Here is a 22,142-nt window from a genome sequence, read left to right on the forward strand (position 1 = left end):
AATCACATCGCGTTACTGATGAACACCCGTCCTCGCCAGACACTGGGCTGGAAAACGCCTAGCGAAGCAATGGAAGCGGAAATCGCCGCCTTCAAATCATCTGTTGCACTTGAATCTTGAGACCGCCACGGTCCATCAACAAATGAATCGGCCGCTCCACTGGCCCCAGGTGTTCAAGCAACGCGCGGCCTGCAGGTGCGTCATGCACGTTGCCAGGCGTCAATCCAAAGGTGATGGCTGTTCGAGCATCTGCGGCAACCATATGAATCTTGGTGTTCCATCCACCGCGAGACTTGCCGACGGCCTGCGGGCCGTTTTTTTTAATGCACCCGTGCCATCGGGATGGACCTTGACGCTGGTGGAGTCCAGCGAGACTGCTTCGATCTTGATGCGCACGATCTGGGACTTCTGCAATTGGGCGAACATCCGGTCCAACACACCCGCCTTGGCCCAACGGTTCATGCGTGTGTAGACCGTATGCCAGTTGCCAAAGCGCTTGGGTAGGCCGCGCCATTTGCAGCCATGCTCGGCAACGTAAAGGATGGCGTTGACCACTTGCAGGTTGGTCATGCTGACATTGCCGCGCTGCGCCGGCAGGCAGTGTTCGATCAGAGAAAATTGTGCTGGCGTGATCTCCATGCCCAATAGTTTAATCGCTCGGGCCATTAGTGTTAACAGGCCCTAATACACGTGTTGTCACAACGGCCTCCTTCGGGAGGCCGTTGTCTGTGTGGCACGGCTAACACGCAATCGGGCGACTGGCACACGGCAGGGCGAAGGCGACATGCACAGACATTTCCACGGCACATCGCACCGCTAGCCTGCAGTCACTACAACAAGAAACCTGCTCTCTCTCCCTGCCGCCGATCTTCGGCGGCTTTTTTTGTCCGGGTTGACGCACAGCAGCCAGGCCCCCGGCCGGGTAACCATCACTCCAGCGTATAACCCACCCGCAAGCCGCCCCAGTGCTTGCCGCCGACGAAGATCGGCGTGGACAGGTCGAACATGATCTGACCGGTATCGCGACGATAGACCTGCAGGCGGTAAGGGTCGGTATGCGCGCCCACGCTGCGCCCAACACGGTCGGTGAACTTGCGCTTGGTGCGGTTGCCGACCAGATCGCGCTTGGCATCGCCGGTCAACGGCTGGGTGAAGCGCAGATTGTGCGTGGGCACATAACCGTCGGGATTGGCGCAGATCGCGAAGACGATCCACGGGTGCGCCTCCAGCAGCGGCTCTTGCAAAGCGGGCAGCAGCTGGTCGCAGAGCGCATCGAAGTCGGTACTGAACTTGGGCGGCTCCACGCCGGCGATCGGCGTATAGGTGCGCGCAAACAATGCGGCTTGCCCGATCTGCCCGCGCGCGATGGCCTGCGCCAGGGCACTGCCGATCTTGCCGGACGTGGCAACGGCCAGCTGCTTGACCAGCGCGTGCCTGGGCACTTGCAGTGGGTCCGGCGGCAACCGGAACAAGCCCACGCAATCGCGCAGGGTTTCGGTGCCGCGCTCCAGCGCTTCGCTGCGTTCGGCCACGTGCGCGGCGTGCTGCAGATTGCTGCGGCCCAACGCCACCACGCCATCTACCGCACGCTCGATCCCGCGAATTTCGCCGTCCTGCGCGTGGATGCGCCCGGCCACCGTGGTCATCGCGCTGCTGGCCTGCCCGAGCACGCGAGTGATGCCATCGAGTACCGCTTCGGTGCCACGTGCAGAGGCTGCGCCCTCCCCCACTGCAGCGCTGGTTTCGGCCAGGATCGCGCGCACGTCGCGTGCGGCAGCGGCGGCGCGCTCGGCCAGCCGCCGGATCTCGGTAGCCACCACCGCAAACCCGCGTCCGGCATCGCCGGCATGCGCGGCTTCGATGCTGGCGTTGATCGACAGGATATTGGTCTGGAACGCCACCGAGTCGATGACTTCGATGACTTCGCCCGCGCGTGCCGCGCGACGTTCCACTTCATGCATGGCCTGGCCCAGCGCATGTGCCGCAGCGACACCTTGCCGCGCGCTGTCATCGGCGCTGGCGGCCAACGCGATGACCTGCGCCAGTTCGGCATTGACGTCCTGCAGGCTCGACGACAGCCGCTCCACCGCGGCGCGCGCGCCGTCCAGCGCCTCGTTCTGGGCTTGCGACTGGCGCACCATTTCATCGTTTTCGGCCACCAGCGGTGGCACTCCGGCGGCGATCTGCACCGACAAGGCCACTGCCTGGCGGATGGCCTCGGCCAGATTGCCGAACCCGGCTTGCAGCCGCCGGCCCATCTCGGTTTCTGCCAGTCCCGGCGGCAACAGGAGTTCGAGTTCGCAACCGGCCAACGCCTGGGCAGTGCGCTCGAGCACCGTGCGGTCTTCGTGCTCGGCTTGCAGGCGCGCAACCAGCGGCTGCAGCAAGGGCGAGATCGGCACCGGCCGGCTGCCGTCGGCCAGACGCGTGGCCTCGCGCAGCAGGATCGCGGTTTCCACATGCGGCAGCGACAGCATCCAGCCGCCATGTTCGCGATCGCGTACATAGCGCACGCGCTGCGCCGGGTCGTCGCCCGGGGCAGCCCAGACGCCGTCTTCGCCAACCAGGTCGGCGGCGCTCAACCCCCACACCACTGAGGCCGGCGCCCCCTGCAGCTCGACCGCCGTTTTGCCCAGCACATCCAGGCCGACGCGGTTGCAGGCCACCACACACGCCTCCGCAGACAACCGCAGCAAGGCGACCGGCGCATCCGGGAGCACGGCCATCTGGGCCTGCGACGGCGGATCGGGCTGTTGCATCGAATTCATGAGGGGCTCCTGCTCCATCCGGTGATTATCGGCGCGCTGCGCGGGGAATTGAGGCGCGGGCCGGCGCGCCGGCGCGCTCAGTATCCGGCCGCCTGGCCGTCCTTGCGGCTTTCCGAAGCACCGTAGTAAACGCCGCTGACCGGGTCGCGGGCGATGGCCTGATACCCACCGTACGGGCCGTCGGCAAAGATCACCCGATGGCCTTTGCGCATCAGCGCGCGGATGGTGTCGTAGGAGAAGCCGGTTTCCAGATTCACCTCGCCGCCATCGCTCATCGCGGTGGCCTGCCCGGTCGGTTCGGTGGACCCTTCATGCTGGATGCGCGGCGCGTCGCCGGCTTCCTGCAGGTTCATGTGGAAGTCCACCAGGTTCATCACGATCTGCACATGCCCCTGCGGCTGCATCGCCCCGCCCATCACGCCGAAGCTAAGCCAGGGCTTGCCGTCCTTGGTGACGAAGGCCGGGATGATGGTCTGAAACGGCCGCTTGCCCGGCGCATAGCCGTTGGGATGATCCTTCTTCAGCACGAACATCTCGCCGCGGTCCTGCAGGATGAAACCCAGCCCCGGCGGCGCCATGCCACTGCCCATGCCGCGATAGTTGGACTGGATCAGCGAGACCATCATGCCGTCGGCATCGGCCACGGTCATGTAGATGGTGTCGCCTTCTTCCAGCTGCTTGGGTGTCCCCGGCTGTACTTCCTTGAGTGCCTTGTCCATCGAAATCAGCGCGCGCCGCCGGTTGGCGTAGTCCTTGGAGATCAACTTGGCCAGCGGTGCCGGCTGAAACGCCGGGTCGGCGTAGAAGCGCGCGCGGTCGGCGAACGCCAGCTTCTTGGCCTCGGTGAACAAGTGCACGTGCTCAGCCGAGCCGAACGGAATCTTGGAGAAGTCGTAGCCTTCGAGGATGTTGAGCATCTGCAACGCGGCGATGCCCTGGCTGTTGGGCGGCAGCTCCCATACGTCGTAGCCGCGATAGTTGGTGCTGACCGGCTCGACCCACTCACCCTGGTGGCTGGCCATGTCGTCGTAACTCAGATACCCGCCATTGGCCTTGAAGTAGGCACCGATGGTACGGGCGATGTCGCCCTTGTAGAACGCATCGCGACCGCCGTCGGCAATCTGCTGCAGCGTGTTGGCCAGGTTCGGGTTCTTCCACAGCTCGCCCTTGCGCGGGGCGTGGCCGTCGATGGTGAATTGCTCCTTGAAACCGGGGTATTGCGACAGGCGCGGCACCGAACGGTCCCAGTAATAGGCGATGGTCTCGGCGACCGGATGGCCTTCGCGCGCGTAGCGGATCGCTGGCGCCAGGTTCTGTGCCATCGGCTTGCGCCCGAAGCGCGCGTGCAGCGCGAACCAGCCGTCCACTGCACCCGGCACCGACACCGGCAACGGGCCGGTCGGCGGAATGTCCTTCAAGCCACGGCGCTGGAACTCGGCCAGGGTCAGCGATTTGGGCGAGCGGCCGGAGCCGTTGTAGCCGTAGAGCTTGTGGGTCTTAGGGTCCCAGACGATCGCAAACAGGTCCCCTCCCACGCCATTGCCGGTCGGCTCCATCAGGCCCAGCGCCGCATTGGCCGCGATCGCTGCATCCACCGCCGAGCCACCGTCCTTCATCACATCCAGCGCGATCTGGGTGGCCAGCGGTTGCGAAGTCGCGGCCATGGCATGCGGCGCAATGACTTCCGAGCGGGTGGCAAACGGCTGCCCGGTGACGCGGTCGGCAGCGCCGAGAGGCGGCGCGAGCAGCGCCAGAGCAGACACCAACAACACAGGTACGCGACGCATCACCGATGGCCCCTAAGAGATGGCCCCTAAGACACTGAGAATGAGGTGCCAACCATACCAGCGGGCTGTGCCCTGCCGTCCAATCGACACTTGCCAGCGCGCTCAATACCGCGCAGATGGTGATCTTCGTCAGCGCTTCTTGTGCTGTATCGATCATGTTTCATCAGTAACCATGCAGCTGCCATGGGGCTTTGCAGGCGACTCGGCACATCGATGCGGATGTTTCATGCGCAAGGGTTGACACCCTGGTTGCCGCGGTGGTTATCTCAGGCCCATGCCGCACCACTCCACGACCTCGAACGCCCCCATGTCCGCGCCCTCCGGCGCGTTGGCTGCGTCGCTTCTCGTGCTCGTACTTATTACCTCGCCAACCGGTGCGGGACGAGACTTCGTGTAGGCAACAGACACACAAGGCTTCGATCAGACCCCGCACCGGCAACGGCGCGGGGTTTCGCGTTTCAGGGATCACCAAAAGTTTCGAATGACATGAACGACATCGCTGCCACATCCGCAACATCGCCATGCGCCCAGCCGCGCATGGGCGCCTGTGGTTGCCTGCGCAGTGCCATCGCTCGTCCCCGCTTTGCTCAGCCGGCCAGTGCACGCACTGCCGGCTGATCCATTTATCCACTGCCCATCTCCACTGCCAACCCGCAAGGACATTCCATGAGCAACGACACCCAACCGAAAATCGCGATCATCGGCTACGGCAGCCAGGGCCGCGCACATGCGCTGAACCTGCGCGATTCCGGCTTCGACGTCACCGTCGGCCTGCGTCCCGGTGGCCCGACCGAGGCCAAGGCGCAGGCCGATGGCTTCACCGTCGTGGCGCCGTCCGAGGCGGTCAAGAGTGCTGACCTGGTCGCCATCCTGACCCCGGACATGGTGCAGAAGAAGCTCTACGAAGAGGTCATCGCCCCGAACATGAAGCAGGGCGCCTGCCTGCTGTTCGCGCATGGCCTGAACGTGCATTTCGACATGATCACCCCGCGCGCCGATCTGGACGTGGTACTGGTCGCGCCCAAGGGCCCGGGCGCATTGGTACGTCGCGAATATGAAATCGGCCGCGGCGTGCCGTGCATCTATGCGGTCTACCAGGACACCAGCGGCAAGGCCGAGCAGTTCGCGTTGACCTATGCCGGCGGCCTGGGCGGCGCGCGCGCCAACATCATCAAGACCACGTTCAAGGAAGAAACCGAAACCGATCTGTTCGGCGAGCAGGCCGTGCTATGCGGCGGCGCCTCCTCGCTGGTGCAGGCCGGTTTCGAAGTGCTGGTCGAGGCCGGCTATCAGCCGGAAATCGCATACTACGAAGTGCTGCACGAATTGAAGTTGATCGTGGACCTGTTCTACGAAGGCGGCATCACCCGTATGCTGGAATTCGTTTCCGAAACCGCGCAATACGGCGATTATGTCAGCGGCCCGCGCGTGATCGATGCCGGCACCAAGGCGCGCATGAAGGATGTGCTGACCGACATCCAGAACGGCACCTTCACCAAGAACTGGGTGGCCGAGTACGACGCCGGCCTGCCGAACTACAACAAGTTCAAGCAGGCCGATCTGGAGCACCCGATCGAGGAAGTGGGCAAGAAGCTGCGCGCCAAGATGGTGTGGCTCAACGGGCAACAGCAAGCCGCTGCCGCACCTGCGAATCAACAGGCGGCATAACGCCGCCTCCCCCACCGCTTAAACCGAAGGTCCGCAACGCATGAACACCTCCGCACACAGCACGCCCCGCAATGGCGCGCGCTGGCTGACGCAGGCCCTGGAAGCCGAAGGCGTGGAAACGCTGTTCGGCTATCCGGGCGGCACCATCATGCCGTTCTACGACGCCCTGGTGGATTCCAGGCTCAAGCACATCCTGGTTCGTCACGAACAGGGCGCTGCACTGGCTGCCAACGGCTATGCCCGTGCCAGCGGCCGGGTCGGCGTGTGCGTGGCCACCTCCGGCCCGGGCGCATCCAACCTGGTCACCGGCATCGCCGATGCGATGCTGGACTCGGTGCCGATGATCTGCCTGACCGGCCAGGTCGCCACGCCGCTGCTGGGCACCGACGCATTCCAGGAGCTGGACGTGTTCGGCATGACCATGCCGATCGTCAAGCACAGCTTCCTGGTGCGGCGTGTGGAGGAGCTTCCGGAGATGGTGCGCGAGGCGTTTCGCATTGCGCGCGAAGGACGTCCTGGGCCGGTGCTGATCGACCTGCCCAAGGACGTGCAGGTGGCCGACGCCTCGCATCTGCCCCTGCATGTTCCGGCAGCGGTGTCGCCGCCGCCGGCGCCGGCGGACGCGAAACTGGCCGACGCGTTGGCAGCAATCGCCAGCGCCGAACGCCCGGTGGTGTACGGCGGGGGCGGGATCGCGCTGGCCGGCGCGGTGGAAGCCTTCCGGCATTTCGTCGAGGCCACCGGCATCCCGACCGCGCTGACCTTGCGCGGCCTGGGGGCATTACCGCATGCGCATCCGGACTATCTGGGCATGTTGGGCATGCACGGCACCCGTGCGGCCAATATGGCCATCCAGGAATGCGATCTGCTGGTGGTGGTCGGTGCGCGTTTCGACGACCGTGCCACCGGCAAACTGAGCGAGTTCGCACCGTTCGCACGCGTCATCCATCTGGATGCCGACGCATATGAGATCTCCAAGCTGCGCACCGCCGATATCGCGGTGCCCGGCGACGTGGCAGTGAGTCTGAAAGCCTTGAGTGCGGCGCGCGGCAACTGCCAGGCCTGGCGCACGCGCTGTTTCGCCAACCGCGAAAAGTTCGGCGCGCGTTACGACGCGCCCGGCACCGACATCTACGCACCGGCGCTATTGAAGCGCCTGAGCGAAGTGGCTCCGGCCGACACCATCATCGCCTGCGATGTGGGTCAGCATCAGATGTGGGTGGCGCAGCATTGCCGCTTCAACGACCCGCGCAATCACCTCACCAGCGGCGCGCTGGGCACCATGGGCTTCGGCCTGCCGGCCGCGATGGGCGCACAGTTCGCCTGCCCTGACCGCACCGTGGTGCTGGTCTCCGGCGACGGCAGTTTCATGATGAACGTGCAGGAGCTGGTGACGATTGCACGCTGCAAGCTGCCGGTGAAGATCGTGCTGCTGGACAACAGCTCGCTGGGCATGGTGCGGCAGTGGCAGGAACTGTTCTTCGCCGAGCGTTACAGCGAAATCGACCTGTCCGACAACCCGGATTTTGCGGCGTTGGCGCACGTGTTCGGCATTCCGGCCAAGCGCATCATCGCCCGCGGCGATGTGGACGCGGCACTGGCCGACTTGCTGGCGCAGCCCGGTCCCGGCCTGCTGCATGTCGCGATCGACGCGCGTGCCAATGTGTGGCCGCTGGTGCCGCCCAACAACGCCAACAGCACCATGCTGGACAGCAATCCCGCACATGCGGCCAAGGAGACATCGCATGCGTTACCGGCTTGATCTGGTGCTGAAGCCGGCAGAAGGCGCATTGGTGCGGGTGATCGGCATGACCGAACGCCGCGGCTTCCGCCCATGCGCGATCCAGGGCGCAGCAGCGCCAGACGATGCCGGACGCTGGCATCTGCTGCTGGATGTGGACAGCAACCGTCCGCCGGAAACGCTGCGTCTGCAGCTGGAAAAGGTCTACGACTGCGAATCGGTGGTGATCACCGCACTGGAATCGGTCGAGGCTGCGGCATGAGCATGCAGACCTCGCGCGACCATCAGACTGCTGTCCGGAGGTGTCTTCTTCCGGATCGCCCGCGCGCGTGCCGCAATGCCTGATTCCGGCCGCCCTTCCGCACAGGAGCCAGAGGTAGGCGACGTGGCCGTGAGCGTGGCCGACGTGCTGGCCGCACAGGCGCGCCTGCGCAAGTACCTGTCGCCCACGCCGCTGCACTACGCCGAACGCTTCGGTGTGTGGTTGAAGCTGGAGAATTTGCAGCGCACCGGCTCCTACAAGGTGCGCGGCGCATTGAATGCGTTGCTGGCCGGGCTGGAACGCGGCGATGAGCGCCCGGTGATCTGCGCCTCGGCCGGCAACCACGCGCAAGGTGTGGCGTGGTCGGCGTACCGGCTGGGTGTGCAGGCCATCACGGTAATGCCCTATGGCGCGCCGCAGACCAAGATTGCCGGTGTCGCGCATTGGGGTGCCACGGTGCGCCAACATGGCAACAGCTACGACGAAGCGTTCGCGTTTGCGCGCGAGCTGGCCGACCAGAACGGCTATCGCTTCCTGTCCGCCTTCGACGACCCGGACGTGATCGCCGGCCAGGGCACGGTGGGCATCGAGCTGGCGGCGCATGCGCCGGACGTGGTGATCGTGCCGATCGGCGGCGGTGGCCTGGCCTCCGGCGTGGCGCTGGCATTGAAGTCGCAAGGCGTGCGCGTGGTCGGGGCGCAGGTGGAAGGCGTGGATTCGATGGCGCGCGCCGTCCGCGGCGATCTGCGCGAAATCGCTCCGGTCCCAACGCTGGCCGATGGCGTGAAGGTCAAGATTCCAGGCCTGCTCACGCGCCGCCTGTGCTCGAGCTTGCTCGATGATGTCGTGATCGTGCGCGAGGCCGAATTGCGCGAAACATTGGTGCGCCTGGCACTGGAAGAACACGTCATTGCCGAGGGCGCTGGCGCCCTCGCGCTGGCCGCCGGTCGCCGCGTTTCCGGCAAACGCAAATGTGCGGTGGTCTCTGGCGGTAATATCGACGCAACCGTGCTGGCCACACTCTTGTCCGAGGTGCGGCCGCGTCCGCCACGCAAGCCGCGCCGCCGCAATACCGAGCGACTCCGCAACGAACGCAGCGCCAATCCGCCACCCGCCACACACGTTCTTTCCCGCCCATCCGCAGTCGCTTCAACGCCTGTCACCGCCATCGCCGTAGAGGAGTCTTCCTGGTGAACACGACCGTATCCAACCAGACCCCGCGTATCCGAATTTTCGACACCACCCTGCGCGACGGCGAGCAATCCCCCGGCTGCAGCATGACGCCCCAGCAGAAGCTGGTCATGGCGCGCGCGCTGGACGAACTCGGCGTGGACATCATCGAAACCGGTTTTCCTGCCAGCTCGCATTCGGACCGCGAAGCGGTGGCGATGATGGGCCGCGAACTGCGCCGCCCCACCCTGGCGGTGTTGTCGCGCTGCCTGCAGGCCGATATCGAAACCTCGGCCAAGGCGCTGGAGACAGCCGCAAACCCGCGCCTGCATGTGTTCCTGTCCACCAGCCCGCTGCACCGCGAGCACAAGCTGCGCATGAGCCGTGAGCAGGTGCTGGAATCGGTGCACCGGCACGTGACGCTGGCGCGCGGCTATGTCGACGATGTGGAATTTTCTGCCGAGGATGCAACCCGCACCGAAGAAGACTTCCTGGCCGAGGTCACCCGCGTGGCGATCGCCGCAGGCGCCACCACGATCAATTTGCCCGACACGGTCGGCTTCACCACGCCGGAAGAAATCCGTGGCATGTTCTCGCGCCTGATCGCCAGCGTGGAAGGTGCCGACAAGGTCATCTTCAGCGCGCACTGCCACAACGATCTGGGCCTGGCGGTGGCCAACTCGCTGGCAGCCATCGAAGGCGGTGCGCGCCAGGTGGAATGCACCATCAATGGCATCGGTGAGCGTGCGGGCAATTGCGCGCTGGAAGAAATCACCATGGCGCTGAAGGTGCGCGGTGCCTTCTACAACATCGATTCGGCGATCAATACGCCGCGTATCGTGTCCACCTCGCAATTGTTGCAACGCCTGGTCGGCATGCCGGTGCAGCGCAACAAGGCAGTCGTGGGCGGCAACGCCTTCGCGCACGAATCGGGCATTCATCAGCACGGCATGCTGCGCCATCGCGGCACCTACGAAATCATGCGCCCGGAAGATGTGGGCTGGGAATACTCGCAAATGGTACTGGGCCGCCACAGCGGCCGCGCCGCGGTCGAGCAGCGGCTGCGCGCGCTGGGTTATCTGCTGGAGGAGGAAGAGGTCAAGCTGGTGTTCGAACAGTTCAAGGCGCTGTGCGAGAAGCAGCGCGTGGTGACCGATGCCGATCTGCAGGCATTGATGCAGGACGCCACGGTGCAGGAAGGCTATCGCCTGGCGTCGATGACCATCAGCGACGTGGGCAGCCGCGCCAACGCGTTGGTGGAGTTGTCCGACCCGGAAGGCAATCGCGTGGCCGAAACCGCGCAGGGCAACGGGCCGGTGGATGCGCTCTTCGGCGCACTGGCCTCGGCCACCGGCGTGAAGCTGGAGCTGGACAGCTACCAGGTGCACAGCGTGGGCATCGGTGCGGACGCGCGCGGCGAAGCCAGCCTGAGCGTGCGCCACGACGGCGTGGAATACGAAGGCACCGGCACCAGCAAGGACATCATCGAAGCCAGCGCGCTTGCGTGGCTGGATGTGGCCAACCGCTTGTTGCGTCAGCGCGAGCGTGGCGTGGTCGCCGGCAAGACGGCTGCGGTGGCGTAACGCTGCTCATTGGGCAGATGATGCAAGCCTCACGGCCAGCAGCGTGATCTGCTGGCCGTTCCGGTTTTTGCGTGCGAACTTTTTTACAAGTGTGTCGGTTAGATGCTTACGCGCTTGCCGACGTGGCAAAGCTCCGGCCTACTGCAGGCACTTGCACGCATACCGGCCTGGGACACGCCGCGAGTACGTCCATGTAGGCTCTGGCGCGGCATCCATGCCGCTCAAGGTGCCACACCGGTCCGCGAGCAAGTACCACCGGCTGCTGTCGGCAGCTGAGGACACGGATGCGCTATCGCGCTAGCGACCGTTCCTGCGCACTACAACGCTTCGGGACTGCGAGCGCTTTTACAGCGCGGCCACCACCGCATCGCCCATCGCCACGGTACCGACCTTGGTAGTGCCTTCCGACCAGATGTCGGCAGTGCGCAGGCCTTGATCGAGCACCTTGCCAACCGCATGTTCGATGGCATCTGCTGCAGTGGCCTGCGCGAAGGTGTAGCGCAACATCATCGCCACCGACAGGATCGTGGCCAATGGATTGGCGATGCCCTTGCCGGCGATATCCGGTGCCGAGCCATGGCAGGGTTCGTACATACCCTTGCTGTTGGCATCCAGCGAGGCCGAAGGCAGCATGCCGATGGAACCGGTGAGCATGGATGCCTGGTCGGACAGGATGTCGCCGAACATGTTGTCGGTCACGATCACGTCGAACTGCTTGGGAGCACGCACCAACTGCATCGCTGCGTTGTCCACGTACATATGCGACAGCGCGATATCCGGGTAGTCCTTGGCCACTTCTTCGACTACTGCACGCCATAGCTGGCTCGATGCCAGCACGTTGGCCTTGTCGACCGAACACAGCTTCTTGCCGCGCAGGCGTGCCATGTCGAAGCCGGCCTTGGCGATGCGACGAATCTCGCTCTCGCTATATGGCAAGGTGTCGTACGCCTGGCGTTCGCCGTTGTCCAAGGTGCGGTTACCACGCGGCTGGCCGAAATAGATGCCGCCAGTGAGTTCGCGCAGGATCAGCAGATCCAGCCCGGCCACGACCTCCGGCCTGAGCGTGGACGCATCGGCCAGCTGCGGATACAGCAATGCCGGCCGCAGGTTGGCGAACAAGCCCAGCTGCGAGCGGATCTTGAGCAACCCACGCTCCGGCCGCAGCGCCGGGTCGATGGTGTCCCACTGCGGGCCACCCACCGCACCCAGCAGCACCGCATCGGCGCCACGCGCGCGCTCCAGTGTTTCATCGGCCAATGGGCTGCCGTATTTGTCGTACGCAGCGCCGCCCAGCTCGTCATACACCAGCTGAAAACCCAGACCGTGTTGCGCGTCAATGCGCTTCAACACCTTGACCGCTTCGGCCATGATCTCCGGCCCGATCCCGTCGCCGGGAAGAATCAGAATCTGCTTGCTCATGCCACCCTCGTGAAGTGACGCCGCAGCGTCATTGACATCAATCCAATGCAGTCCGCACGCAGCGCGGTGAGCGCGCGCATCTGCGGCTCGACATTACTGCAACGCGCCAAACAACCACGGTTGGCGCGCGCGATGGCCTTGCTCGAAGCGCCCGATGGCATCGGCGTCCTGCAAGGTGAGGCCGATATCGTCCAGGCCATTGAGCAGGCAGTGTTTGCGGAAGGCATCGATGTCGAAGCCGTACTCCACGCCATCGGGGCGGCGTACGCGTTGCGCGGCCAGATCTACGGTGAGCCGGTAGCCCTCGGTCGTCAGGCATTGTTCGAACAATGCATCGACCTGCGCTTCGTCCAGCACGATCGGCAGCAGGCCGTTCTTGAAACTGTTGTTGTAGAAAATGTCGGCAAAGCTCGGCGCGATCACGGTGCGAAAGCCGTATTCGTCCAGCGCCCACGGCGCATGCTCGCGCGAGGAACCACAGCCGAAGTTTTCCCGGGCCAGCAAGACGCTGGCGCCCTGATAGCGCGGGAAATTGAGCACGAATTCCGGATTGAGCGGGCGCGTGCTGTTGTCGCGACCAGGCTCGCCGATATCCAGATAGCGCCACTCGTCGAACAGGTTCGGACCGAAACCGGTGCGCTTGATCGACTTGAGGAACTGCTTGGGAATGATCTGGTCGGTATCGACATTGGCGCGATCCAGCGGCGCGACCAGTCCGGTGTGTTGGGTGAAAGGAGTCATTGGAATGCCGGGAATTGGAAGTGGAGAATGGGGAATTGGCAGGGCGGAGAAGGGACGGACGTTGCCATTCTCTATTCCCGACTCTCGATTCCCTGCAGTTCACGTACATCGACAAAATGACCGCTCACCGCCGCAGCCGCCGCCATCGCCGGGCTGACCAGATGCGTGCGGCCGCCGGCGCCTTGGCGGCCTTCGAAGTTGCGGTTGGAGGTCGAAGCGCAATGTTCGCCGCTGCCCAGCTTGTCCGGGTTCATGGCCAGACACATCGAGCAGCCTGGCTCGCGCCATTCGAAGCCGGCATCCAGAAACACCTTGTCCAGGCCTTCGGCTTCGGCCTGCGCCTTCACCAGCCCAGAGCCCGGCACCACCAAGGCCTGCTTGATGGTGGAGGCGACCTTGCGGCCCTTGGCCACTGCGGCAGCGGCACGCAGGTCTTCGATGCGCGAATTGGTGCACGAGCCGATGAACACGCGATCCAGGCGGATGGCGGTGATCGGCTGGTTGGCCTTCAGCCCCATGTATTTCAGCGCGCGCTCGATCGAATCGCGCTTGGTCGGGTCCTGCTCGATGGCCGGATCGGGCACGTGCTGATCGATGGCCAGCACCATTTCCGGCGAAGTGCCCCAGCTGACCTGCGGCTTGATGTCTTCGGCACGCAACTCCACCACGGTGTCGAAGTGCGCGTCCGGGTCGGAGACCAGCGTGCTCCAGAGCGCCACCGCCGCATCCCAGTGGGCGCCCTTGGGGGCGAACGGGCGCCCTTTGACGTAGGCAATGGTCTTCTCGTCCACCGCCACCATGCCCACGCGGGCACCGGCTTCGATGGCCATGTTGCAGATGGTCATGCGGCCTTCCATCGACAGAGTCCGAATGGCGCTGCCGGCAAATTCCAGCGCATGTCCGTTGCCGCCGGCGGTGCCGATCTTGCCGATCACCGCCAGCACGATGTCCTTGGCGGTCACCCCGAACGGCAGCGTGCCTTCCACACGCACCTGCATGTTCTTCATTTTCTTGGCGATCAGGCATTGGGTGGCCAGCACGTGCTCGACCTCGGAGGTGCCGATGCCGTGCGCCAGCGCGCCGAACGCGCCATGCGTGGAGGTATGCGAATCGCCGCAGACCACGGTCATGCCCGGCAAGGTGGCGCCCTGCTCCGGGCCGACCACATGCACGATGCCCTGCCGCGCATCGTTCATCTTGAACTCGAGGATGCCGAAGTCGTCGCAGTTTTCGTCCAGCGTCTGCACCTGCAGGCGCGAGACCTCGTCGGAAATCGACTCCAGCCCGCCCTGGCGTTCGGCGCGCGTGGTCGGCACGTTGTGATCGGGCGTGGCGATATTGGCGTCGATGCGCCACGGCTTGCGCCCGGCCAGGCGCAGGCCTTCGAAGGCCTGCGGCGAGGTCACTTCGTGCAGGATGTGGCGGTCGATGTAGATCAGCGACGAGCCATCGTCACGGCGTGTGACCTCGTGCAGTTCCCACAGCTTGTCGTACAGGGTCTTGGCAGTCATCGCGGCAATCCGAGTGGCGGATGGTGGGTGCGCCCACCTGGCTGAGATCGATGCTAGGAGCTTGCCTTGGATTACGCAAATTCATATTGTTTATTCAAGAAATGAATTTTAGGAATAGCAATGGACCTGGCGAGCCTCAATGCCTTCGTGGCGATCGCCGAGAGCGGCAGCTTTTCGGCAGCCGGCGAGGCCTTGCACCTGACCCAGCCAGCGGTGAGCAAACGCATCGCCCTCCTGGAAGCGCAATTGTCGGCGCGGCTGTTCGATCGCCTGGGCCGGCAGGTGGTGCTGACCGAAGCCGGACAGGCGTTGCTGCCGCGCGCGCAACGCATCCTGGCCGAGCTGCAGGACACCCGCCGCGTGCTGGAGCATTTGGGCGCAGCCGTTGGCGGCCGCTTGAGTCTGGCCACCAGCCACCATGTGGGTCTGCACCGCCTGCCGGCCTTGTTGCGCGGTTTTGCCACGCGACATCCGCAGGCGGCGTTGGACATCCAGTTCCTGGATTCGGAGTTGGCGTACGCCGCTGTGCTGCGCGGGGAGGTGGAACTGGCAGTGACAACCCTGGCACCGGACACGCGCGCTCCGCTGCGCGCGCAGCCGATCTGGCATGACCGCTTGCAGTTCGTGGTTGCACCCGACCACCCGTTGGCAGCACTGCCTGCGGTGTCGCTGGACGATGTGGTGACGCACCCGGCGGTATTGCCCGATCCGGGCACCTTCACCCATCGCATCGTTGCCAATCTGTTCGCCGAGCGCGGTCTGGTGCCGAGTCTGCGCATGACCACCAATTACCTGGAAACGATCAAGATGCTGGTGTCGGTGGGCCTGGCGTGGAGCGTGCTGCCCGAGCGCATGATCGACCATCAGATCGTGGCGCTGCCGCTGGCCGATGTCGCGTTATCCCGCGAGCTGGGTTGCGTCACCCATGGCGGGCGCACCTTGTCGCGTGCTGCGCAGGCATTTGTGGCGTTGTTGCACGGGCAGGCGGATCTGGCGCAGGCGTAGGCTGCGGGCGATATGTCTGCAGCGTGCCGCACGCGTCGGCGAAAGATGACGTCAGCCGGTCGATCTCGGCACGACCGCATGGGAAGTGCGATGCGTCATGCATACGCGGCTTGCTGACTCGGCGATGCCGCGGCCCGGCCGGCAATGCCGCGATTGTTCTTCGCCACACACCCCCCGTGCGCCGTAACAACACGTGTGCTGCATCGATCCAGCATCCAGCAGTTCACGGGCCTAAACAACGTCTTCCGGCCCGATCAAGCGATCCCGCCCCTGCCGCTTGGCTTCGTACAGACGACGGTCGGCCAACGCCAGCAATTCGCGCCGGCTGGGCGCCTCCTCGCTCATCGCCATGCCCATGCTGGCGGTACAACGCACCGTCATGCCTTGCGCATCGACTTCGATGTCGGCCAGTCGCTGTCGCATGCGCTCGAACAGCGCGCGCGCCTGTACCGCATCCAGCCCGGTGGCCGCCAGCAGGAACTCTTCGCCGCCGTGACGCGCGGCGAAGCAGTGCGCCTGATCCTGCTCGCTCAACACCTCGCCGATGGCAGACAGCACCGCATCGCCGACCTCATGGCCGTAGTCGTCGTTGATGCGCTTGAAGTGATCGATATCCATCAACGCCAGCGCCAACGCCGCGCCACCGGCGTGCGCCTCGTCGAACCATTGCTGCAACACGCGCTCGGCTTCGCGCCGGTTCGGCAGCGCGGTCAGCACATCGTGGCTGGCGCGGTATTCGAGCTGGCGCATCAACGCTTCGCGCTCCTGGCTGGCCTGCTGCAGCGCCAGGTTCTTGTCGCTCAGTTCGCGCGTGCGCCGGTCGATGACGGTATTGAGCTGGCGCTGACGCAGGCGATAGCTGGCGGTACGCCATAGGTAGAACCCGTAGATCACGCTGGCCAGGGCGAGGATGCCCAGGCCGATCACTTCGCCCCGGCGCCACCACGGCGGCGCCAGTTCGATGACCAGGCTGGCTTCGCCCAGCAGGTCGTTTTGCCGCCAGTCCACCGGTAGCGACATCGCTTGCACGCGGAAGCGGAAACGGCCCGGCGGCAAATTGGTGTAGACCGCTTCGCTGGCATTGTCGGCATCCACCCAGTCCGGGTCGAAGCCTTCCAGCCGATAGCGATACCGCACCTTGTCCGGGCCGCGGAAATTCAGCCCGGCGTACGCGATCGCGATACGCCGCGTCTCGGCACCGAGCCGGTGCGGGCCACTGAGCGGCTGCACCATGCCATCGACCAGCAGACGCTCGAAGACGATCGGCACCCGATGGCCTTGCAAGGTGCCCACGCGGGCCGGGTCGATCACGCCCAGGCCCGCAGCGGTGGGGAACAGCAACTGCCCGGACCGGGTCAGCCAGCCGGCCGGCGCGCTGCTGCCGTTGCCCTGGTTACTGGGCATGCCGTCGCTGCGGTCGACCACTTCCACGCTCAATTGCTCGCGCGTGCCCGCATCGAGCTGGTCGAAGTTATCGCGTGCGATGCGGAACACCCCGTGGTTGCTGGACAACCAGAAATAGCCACGGCCGTCGTCGATCACCCGAAACACCTTGTCGCGCGGTAGCCCCACCCGGTGGTCGTAGACGCGGAAGCTGTCGCCGCGCAACCGCAGCAGGCCGCGATCGCTGGCGATCCACACATCGCCAGCGGCATCGCGCAGGAAATCGAAGGCGTTCTGCCCCGGGAAATCCTGCTCGCCCAGCCAGGCGCGGGTGCTGCCGTCCGGCGACAGCGCGGTCACACCGCGATCGGTGCCGATCCAGACGATGCCCTGCGCATCGCGGTACAACACCTGCACCGAGCCATCGGGTACGCCATCGGCTGCGGTGTAGCGACGCGCCTTGCCATTGCGCCAGCGCACCAACCCGGCGGTGGTGCCGATCCACAGATCGTCGCCGTCCGACAACACCGCACGCACCGACATGGAGGGCAGGCCATCGGCCGCGCCGATGCGCACCAGCACGTGGCCTTGCGCGTCCAGACGCACCACGCCCTCGCTATAGGTACCGGCCCAGACGCCGCCATCGCCAGCATCGGCCAGCGCCAGCACCGATTGCTCCAGCACGCGCCCACCTTCGCTGGGCGACAGCGACACGCGGCTGATGGTGCCGTCGCGCCAACGATCCAGGCCGACGGCGTTACCCACCCATACCGTGCCCTGGCCGGTCTGCAGCACGCAGCGCACGTAGTCCGAACTCAGGCCTTCGTCGTGGGTGACACCATGCGCGGCGCCCTCGGCAATACGGAACAGCCCGTGGGTGCTGCCGACCCAGATCAGGCCTTCGGCGTCTTCCAGCAGCGCCGGGCTGGCGACGCCGGAGATGGCGATCTGCTCGTCCGGGTCGTTCTGGCCGCTGTGCACCACCAGCATTCCCGAAGACAGGCTCATCCACAGGTGCCCACGGCGGTCCAGCAACACCGAATCGACGCGTTGGCCCTGGCGGAAACGCTGCAGGCCACCGCCGCGGCTCCACCACCACACGCCGTCGTTGCCAGCGACCAACAGGCCCCCCTGCCGGTCGCTGGCCAACCGCCGCACCGGCGCATCGCGCATCCCGTGCACCCTGCCCCAGGCCGCAGCCTGGCCGCCATCGCGCGGCAGGCGATACAGGCCGACCTCGGTGCCACCCCACAGGTCGCCGCTTTCGTCTGCAGACAGGGCCGTGACGCGCGCACGCGGCAAGCCGGTCTGGCGGCCGACGTCGACCACCCGCCCGTCGCCCTCGATGCGGTACAGCGTCTGCGGCGTGCCCACCCACAGCGCGCCATCGGCACGCCGCAGCAGGGCACTGACCGCAAGATGCCGCGCCGACGCATCGCCGAGCTGCTGCCAGTGACCATCCTGATAGTGGTAGACACCGTCGAACGCAGTACCGAACAGCATGCCGCCCGTGCTGTCGCGAACCACCACGAATACCCCGCCCAGCTCGACGCCGGGAGTGTTCTGGCGGTCGTATACGGTGAAGTCGCGCCCATTGAAGCGCGCCACGCCTTCCCAGGTACCCAGCCAGATCAGCCCGTCTTCGCCCTGGGCCACCGCGTGCACCAGGTTGTGCGGCAGGCCGTCGTCCATGTTCCAGCGCGTGACGGTGTGGTACGCGGTGTGTTTGAGCACCTGAGCGCCGGCCGGCCAGGCGTTGAGCACTGCGCAGCACCACAGCAGCCACAGCCACGCCTGCCCGATCCGCCGCACGCACGTGCTGCGAACGCAGCTTGTGTGCGCCTGCGTACCGCCCCTTCCCACGCTCCCGGTCCCCTCGTCCGTGCCTGCTGGAGATACCTGCCGTATGCACCGGCAGGCCTACGGCAAATTTATCACCGGGGTTTTTGCGCTGCCTTCGGTGGATCCCTGACAGCTGCCGGGAGCGGCACGACACCGGGAACCGGGCAGACGGAACCGTTAACGTACCGGTTCGGCGCCGAGTATAAATATAGAACCCGATGGTCTAGTATTGACGGCATGTCCAGCTCGTCCCCTCTCAATTCCAAGACCAAGAGCAACGGCCCTGGTCGTCCCAAGGATCTTGGAAAGCGTGCCGCCATCCTCGGTGCCGCCCGCACCATGTTCATGGAGCAGGGCTATGCAGGGGTCAGCATGGATGGGATCGCCGCACAGGCCGGCGTCTCTAAACTGACCGTGTACAGCCACTTCGGCGACAAGGAGAGCCTGTTTTCCGAGGCGATCCGCGCACAGTGCCAGCACATGATGCCGGACGACCTGTTCGATCACGCGCCCAAGGGCGCATTGCGCGACCAGCTCACCGAGATCGCCCATGCGTTCTTCGCCATGGTCAGCACCGAATCGGCCATCTCCACCCACCGCATGATGATGGCGCCGGGGACCGGCGACGTGCATATCCGCGAGATGTTCTGGGATGCAGGCCCCAAGCGCACGCAGCGGGCGCTGGCGGATTTCCTGTCTGCACGGGTGGCCGACGGCCAGCTGGAGATCCCGGACGTCGCACGCGCCGCCTCGCAATTCTTCTGCCTGCTCAAGGGCGAGCTCTACGCCTTGATGATGTGCGGCCTGCACGGCCAGCCCACCCGCGCCCAGGTCAATGAGCACATCGACACCAGCGTGGACTTCTTTTTGAGGGCCTATGCGCCGCGCTGAGCGCCCCCGGCCTTTGGTGGCGATGACTTCCGGCACTGCGCCGGATGCCAGCGCGCGGCGATGCTAGATGCGCCAGGTGCCTCGCGCACCGGTAAAATGTTCGCCCCACCGCGTTGGATACCCGCACCATGACGATCGATTTCACCCAGGCCCGCGAAAAGATGGTCGAGCAGCAGATCCGGCCGTGGGACGTGCTGGACCTGCGCGTACTCGACGTGCTGGCGCGCATGCCGCGCGAAGCCTTCGTGCCGGAGGCGTACAGGACGCTAGCCTATGTCGACGTGGAAATTCCGCTGTCGGCCGGCCACAAGATGATGAAGCCGGTGGTCGAAGGCCGCATGTTGCAGGCACTGGATCTGCAACCAGGCGAGGACGTCCTGGAAGTCGGCACCGGCAGCGGCTTTGCCACCGCCTGCCTGGCCGCACTGGCACGCGAAGTCCTCAGCCTGGAGATCGACCCGGCGCTGGCCGCGGCCGCACGCGCCAATCTGGACCGCACCGGCCTGGGCAGCAACGTCCGCATCGAAACCGCCGACGTCTTCGGCTGGCAGAGCGAGCGTCGCTTCGACGCCATCTGCGTGACCGGTGCGGTCGACACGCTGCCCGTCCAGTGGCTGCAGTGGTTGCGCCCGAACGGCCGGCTGTTCGTCGTGCGCGGTCACGATCCGGTGATGGAAGCGGTCCTGCTCCGTGGCGACGTCAACGCCCCGCGCATCGAATCGTTGTTCGAAACCGACCTCGCCTATCTCCAGGGCGCCGCACCGACGCCCCGATTCCAATTCTGATTCCCAAGGAAGCTTCCCTGATGATCCGCCGATCCCTCGTTCTGGCCCTGGCCGCCGCCCTGTCCCCCATGGCTGCGCACGCCACCGACCTGCTGCAGGTCTACGAAATGGCCCGCAACGGCGATCCGCAGCTGGCCGTGGCAGAGTCCACGCGTCTGGTCAATCGGGAAGGTCAGGTGCAGGCGCGTGCGGCGTTGTTGCCGCAGCTGGACGGTAGCGCCGGCTACACCCAGTCGCATCGCGAGCTGGAGGGCGTCGATGGCCGCTCCACGACCAAGCAGCGCCAGTACGCGATTCAAGGCAGCCAGACCATCTTCAACTGGGCGCAGTTTTCCAACCTGCGTGCGCAGCGCGAAGTGGCCAAGGCTGCGGATTTCACCCTGGCATCGGCCAACAACGACCTGATCACCCGCACCTCGGCGGCGTATTTCCAGGTACTGGTGGGGATCGAGTCGCTGGCGGCAGCCGAGACCAACGAAGCGGCCGCAAAGAAGCAGTTCGACTACGCCGACAAGCGTCTGGAAGTGGGTCTTGCGCCGATCACCGACGTGCACGAAGCCCGCGCCCAGTACGACCAGGCGCGTGCAGACACCATCACCGCGCGCAATACGCTCAAGGACTACTACCAGGCGCTGACCGAGCTGACCGGCCAGCCCGTGGTCGGCTTGCGCGCATTGCCGGATGAGTTCCGCCCCGAAGTACCGGCCGCCTACAGCAACGTGGATCAGCTGGTTGCCACCGCGATCGCCGACAATCCCGCGCTGAAGGCGCAGCAGTTGCAGGTCAGCGCTGCCGAGGCGCAGGTCAGTGCTGCGCGTGCCGGCCATCTGCCCACGCTGAGCCTGGGTGCCAATGTCGGCCGCAGCAATAGCTGGGGTGGCCAGGGAACGGTCGACGAGGCGGCGGGCAACTTCACCACCGCAGGCCGCAATATCGATACCGATTCGGTCGGCATCACGCTGACGATTCCGATCTTTGCCGGCGGTGCGACCCAGTCGGCCGTGCGCCAGGCATTGTCGCAACGCGACATCCAACAGGACACCTACGAGCAGCAGAAGCGCGCGCTGGATCGCAACACCCGCAACGCCTACCAGACCGTCGTTGCCGGCATCAGCGAAGTGGAAGCCCGCCGTCTGGCCGTGGTGTCGGCGCAAGCCGCCTACGACGCCTCGCAGGTGGGCCTGGAAGTCGGCACGCGCACCGTGCTGGACGTGGTGCAGAACCAGCGCACGCTGTTCCAGGCGCAGCTGAACTACGCACAGTCGCGTTACAACTTCCTGCAGAACCGCCTGCTGCTGGGCCAGGCCATCGGCAAGCTCGACATCACCGACCTGCAGGATGTGAATCGCCTGCTATCGCAGGACGCCGAATCCAAGCTGCAGGGCAGTGGTTCGTTGCAGTAAGACCCACGGGATGCACGAGCACGGGATGCACGAGAAAGCGGGCCCAGGCCCGCTTTTTTTGTGCGCGATGCAACTGCATGCGCACCTGTTGTGAGGTCTGTTGCAGGTGCGGTGAACCGGCAACTCCGGCGTGCAGCATCCGACCCGAGCGATCCAACCACGCGCGTCTCACCCCCTGGCGCA

At 65.4% G+C, this 22,142-nt stretch carries 15 protein-coding genes and 2 pseudogenes; 10 read left to right on the forward strand and 7 right to left on the reverse strand.

The features are described from left to right. Positions 1 to 120, forward strand: a pseudogene (locus F7R02_RS27525) (IS30 family transposase); the annotation flags it as partial. Here F7R02_RS27525 and F7R02_RS12370 read toward each other — a convergent pair. From F7R02_RS12370 to ggt, 3 genes and pseudogenes are all read right to left on the reverse strand, one after another. Beyond that, positions 95 to 639 (reverse strand): annotated as a pseudogene (locus tag F7R02_RS12370) (IS5 family transposase); the annotation flags it as partial. The pseudogenes F7R02_RS27525 and F7R02_RS12370 sit on opposite strands and share 26 nt — an antisense overlap. A 290-nt stretch (positions 640 to 929) precedes the next feature. Continuing rightward, positions 930 to 2,786 carry a methyl-accepting chemotaxis protein gene (locus tag F7R02_RS12375; protein ID WP_170912701.1) on the reverse strand — a complete coding sequence of 619 codons (1,857 nt, stop codon included), beginning with the start codon at positions 2,784 to 2,786 and terminating at the stop codon, positions 930 to 932. Between the two features lie 59 nt (positions 2,787 to 2,845). Beyond that, the gene (gene ggt / locus F7R02_RS12380) at positions 2,846 to 4,555 is read right to left on the reverse strand and encodes a gamma-glutamyltransferase (protein ID WP_078588694.1); all 1,710 of its coding nucleotides are present in this window, start codon (positions 4,553 to 4,555) and stop codon (positions 2,846 to 2,848) included. A gap of 666 nt (positions 4,556 to 5,221) precedes the next feature. Here ggt and ilvC point away from each other — a divergent pair. The 5 genes from ilvC (at position 5,222) to F7R02_RS12405 (ending at position 10,979) form a co-directional block, all read left to right on the forward strand. Further along, on the forward strand, positions 5,222 to 6,223 hold the full coding sequence (gene ilvC / locus F7R02_RS12385; protein WP_005928690.1) for a ketol-acid reductoisomerase: 1,002 nt from the start codon (positions 5,222 to 5,224) through the stop codon (positions 6,221 to 6,223). A 40-nt stretch (positions 6,224 to 6,263) separates the two neighbouring features. Next, positions 6,264 to 7,985, forward strand: coding sequence for an acetolactate synthase 2 catalytic subunit (gene ilvG / locus F7R02_RS12390; protein WP_078567015.1), 1,722 nt, complete (start codon positions 6,264 to 6,266; stop codon positions 7,983 to 7,985). Continuing rightward, positions 7,969 to 8,226 carry an ACT domain-containing protein gene (locus F7R02_RS12395; protein WP_003483347.1) on the forward strand — a complete coding sequence of 86 codons (258 nt, stop codon included), beginning with the start codon at positions 7,969 to 7,971 and terminating at the stop codon, positions 8,224 to 8,226. Before ilvG ends, F7R02_RS12395 begins: the two co-directional genes overlap by 17 nt. Before the next feature lie 123 nt (positions 8,227 to 8,349). Beyond that, positions 8,350 to 9,420 carry a threonine dehydratase gene (locus tag F7R02_RS12400; protein ID WP_005912014.1) on the forward strand — a complete coding sequence of 357 codons (1,071 nt, stop codon included), beginning with the start codon at positions 8,350 to 8,352 and terminating at the stop codon, positions 9,418 to 9,420. Further along, positions 9,417 to 10,979, forward strand: coding sequence for a 2-isopropylmalate synthase (locus F7R02_RS12405; RefSeq protein WP_078588693.1), 1,563 nt, complete (start codon positions 9,417 to 9,419; stop codon positions 10,977 to 10,979). Before F7R02_RS12400 ends, F7R02_RS12405 begins: the two co-directional genes overlap by 4 nt. Positions 10,980 to 11,324: 345 nt before the next feature. Here the strand turns inward: F7R02_RS12405 and leuB are convergent, their stop codons facing one another. The 3 genes from leuB to leuC form a co-directional block, all read right to left on the reverse strand. Continuing rightward, positions 11,325 to 12,398: a 3-isopropylmalate dehydrogenase gene (gene leuB, locus F7R02_RS12410; protein ID WP_005928695.1), complete on the reverse strand. Its 1,074-nt coding sequence runs from the start codon at positions 12,396 to 12,398 to the stop codon at positions 11,325 to 11,327. A 93-nt stretch (positions 12,399 to 12,491) separates the two neighbouring features. Further along, positions 12,492 to 13,139 carry a 3-isopropylmalate dehydratase small subunit gene (leuD, locus tag F7R02_RS12415; protein WP_003483355.1) on the reverse strand — a complete coding sequence of 216 codons (648 nt, stop codon included), beginning with the start codon at positions 13,137 to 13,139 and terminating at the stop codon, positions 12,492 to 12,494. A gap of 71 nt (positions 13,140 to 13,210) precedes the next feature. Continuing rightward, a complete protein-coding gene (gene leuC / locus F7R02_RS12420; RefSeq protein WP_033485058.1) occupies positions 13,211 to 14,650 on the reverse strand; it encodes a 3-isopropylmalate dehydratase large subunit in 1,440 nt (479 codons plus the stop codon). 120 nt (positions 14,651 to 14,770) lie between these two features. Here leuC and F7R02_RS12425 point away from each other — a divergent pair, with 120 nt between their 5' ends. Further along, positions 14,771 to 15,655 (forward strand): LysR family transcriptional regulator, encoded by an 885-nt coding sequence (locus F7R02_RS12425; protein ID WP_015463581.1) that lies wholly within the window; start codon positions 14,771 to 14,773, stop codon positions 15,653 to 15,655. 231 nt (positions 15,656 to 15,886) lie between these two features. Here the strand turns inward: F7R02_RS12425 and F7R02_RS12430 are convergent, their stop codons facing one another. Then, the gene (locus F7R02_RS12430; RefSeq protein WP_078588692.1) at positions 15,887 to 18,901 is read right to left on the reverse strand and encodes a ligand-binding sensor domain-containing diguanylate cyclase; all 3,015 of its coding nucleotides are present in this window, start codon (positions 18,899 to 18,901) and stop codon (positions 15,887 to 15,889) included. A gap of 216 nt (positions 18,902 to 19,117) precedes the next feature. Here F7R02_RS12430 and F7R02_RS12435 point away from each other — a divergent pair, with 216 nt between their 5' ends. From F7R02_RS12435 to F7R02_RS12445, 3 genes are all read left to right on the forward strand, one after another. Next, complete coding sequence (locus F7R02_RS12435) at positions 19,118 to 19,771, forward strand: TetR/AcrR family transcriptional regulator (protein ID WP_003483364.1); 654 nt, start codon at positions 19,118 to 19,120, stop codon at positions 19,769 to 19,771. Between the two features lie 128 nt (positions 19,772 to 19,899). After that, positions 19,900 to 20,556 (forward strand): protein-L-isoaspartate O-methyltransferase family protein, encoded by a 657-nt coding sequence (locus tag F7R02_RS12440; protein WP_033485061.1) that lies wholly within the window; start codon positions 19,900 to 19,902, stop codon positions 20,554 to 20,556. A 20-nt stretch (positions 20,557 to 20,576) separates the two neighbouring features. Next, on the forward strand, positions 20,577 to 21,959 hold the full coding sequence (locus F7R02_RS12445) for a TolC family outer membrane protein (protein ID WP_007967744.1): 1,383 nt from the start codon (positions 20,577 to 20,579) through the stop codon (positions 21,957 to 21,959). Positions 21,960 to 22,142 lie beyond the last annotated feature (183 nt).

Source organism: Xanthomonas cissicola (assembly GCF_008801575.1).
In the GTDB taxonomy this organism is placed as follows: Bacteria; Pseudomonadota; Gammaproteobacteria; order Xanthomonadales; family Xanthomonadaceae; genus Xanthomonas; species Xanthomonas cissicola.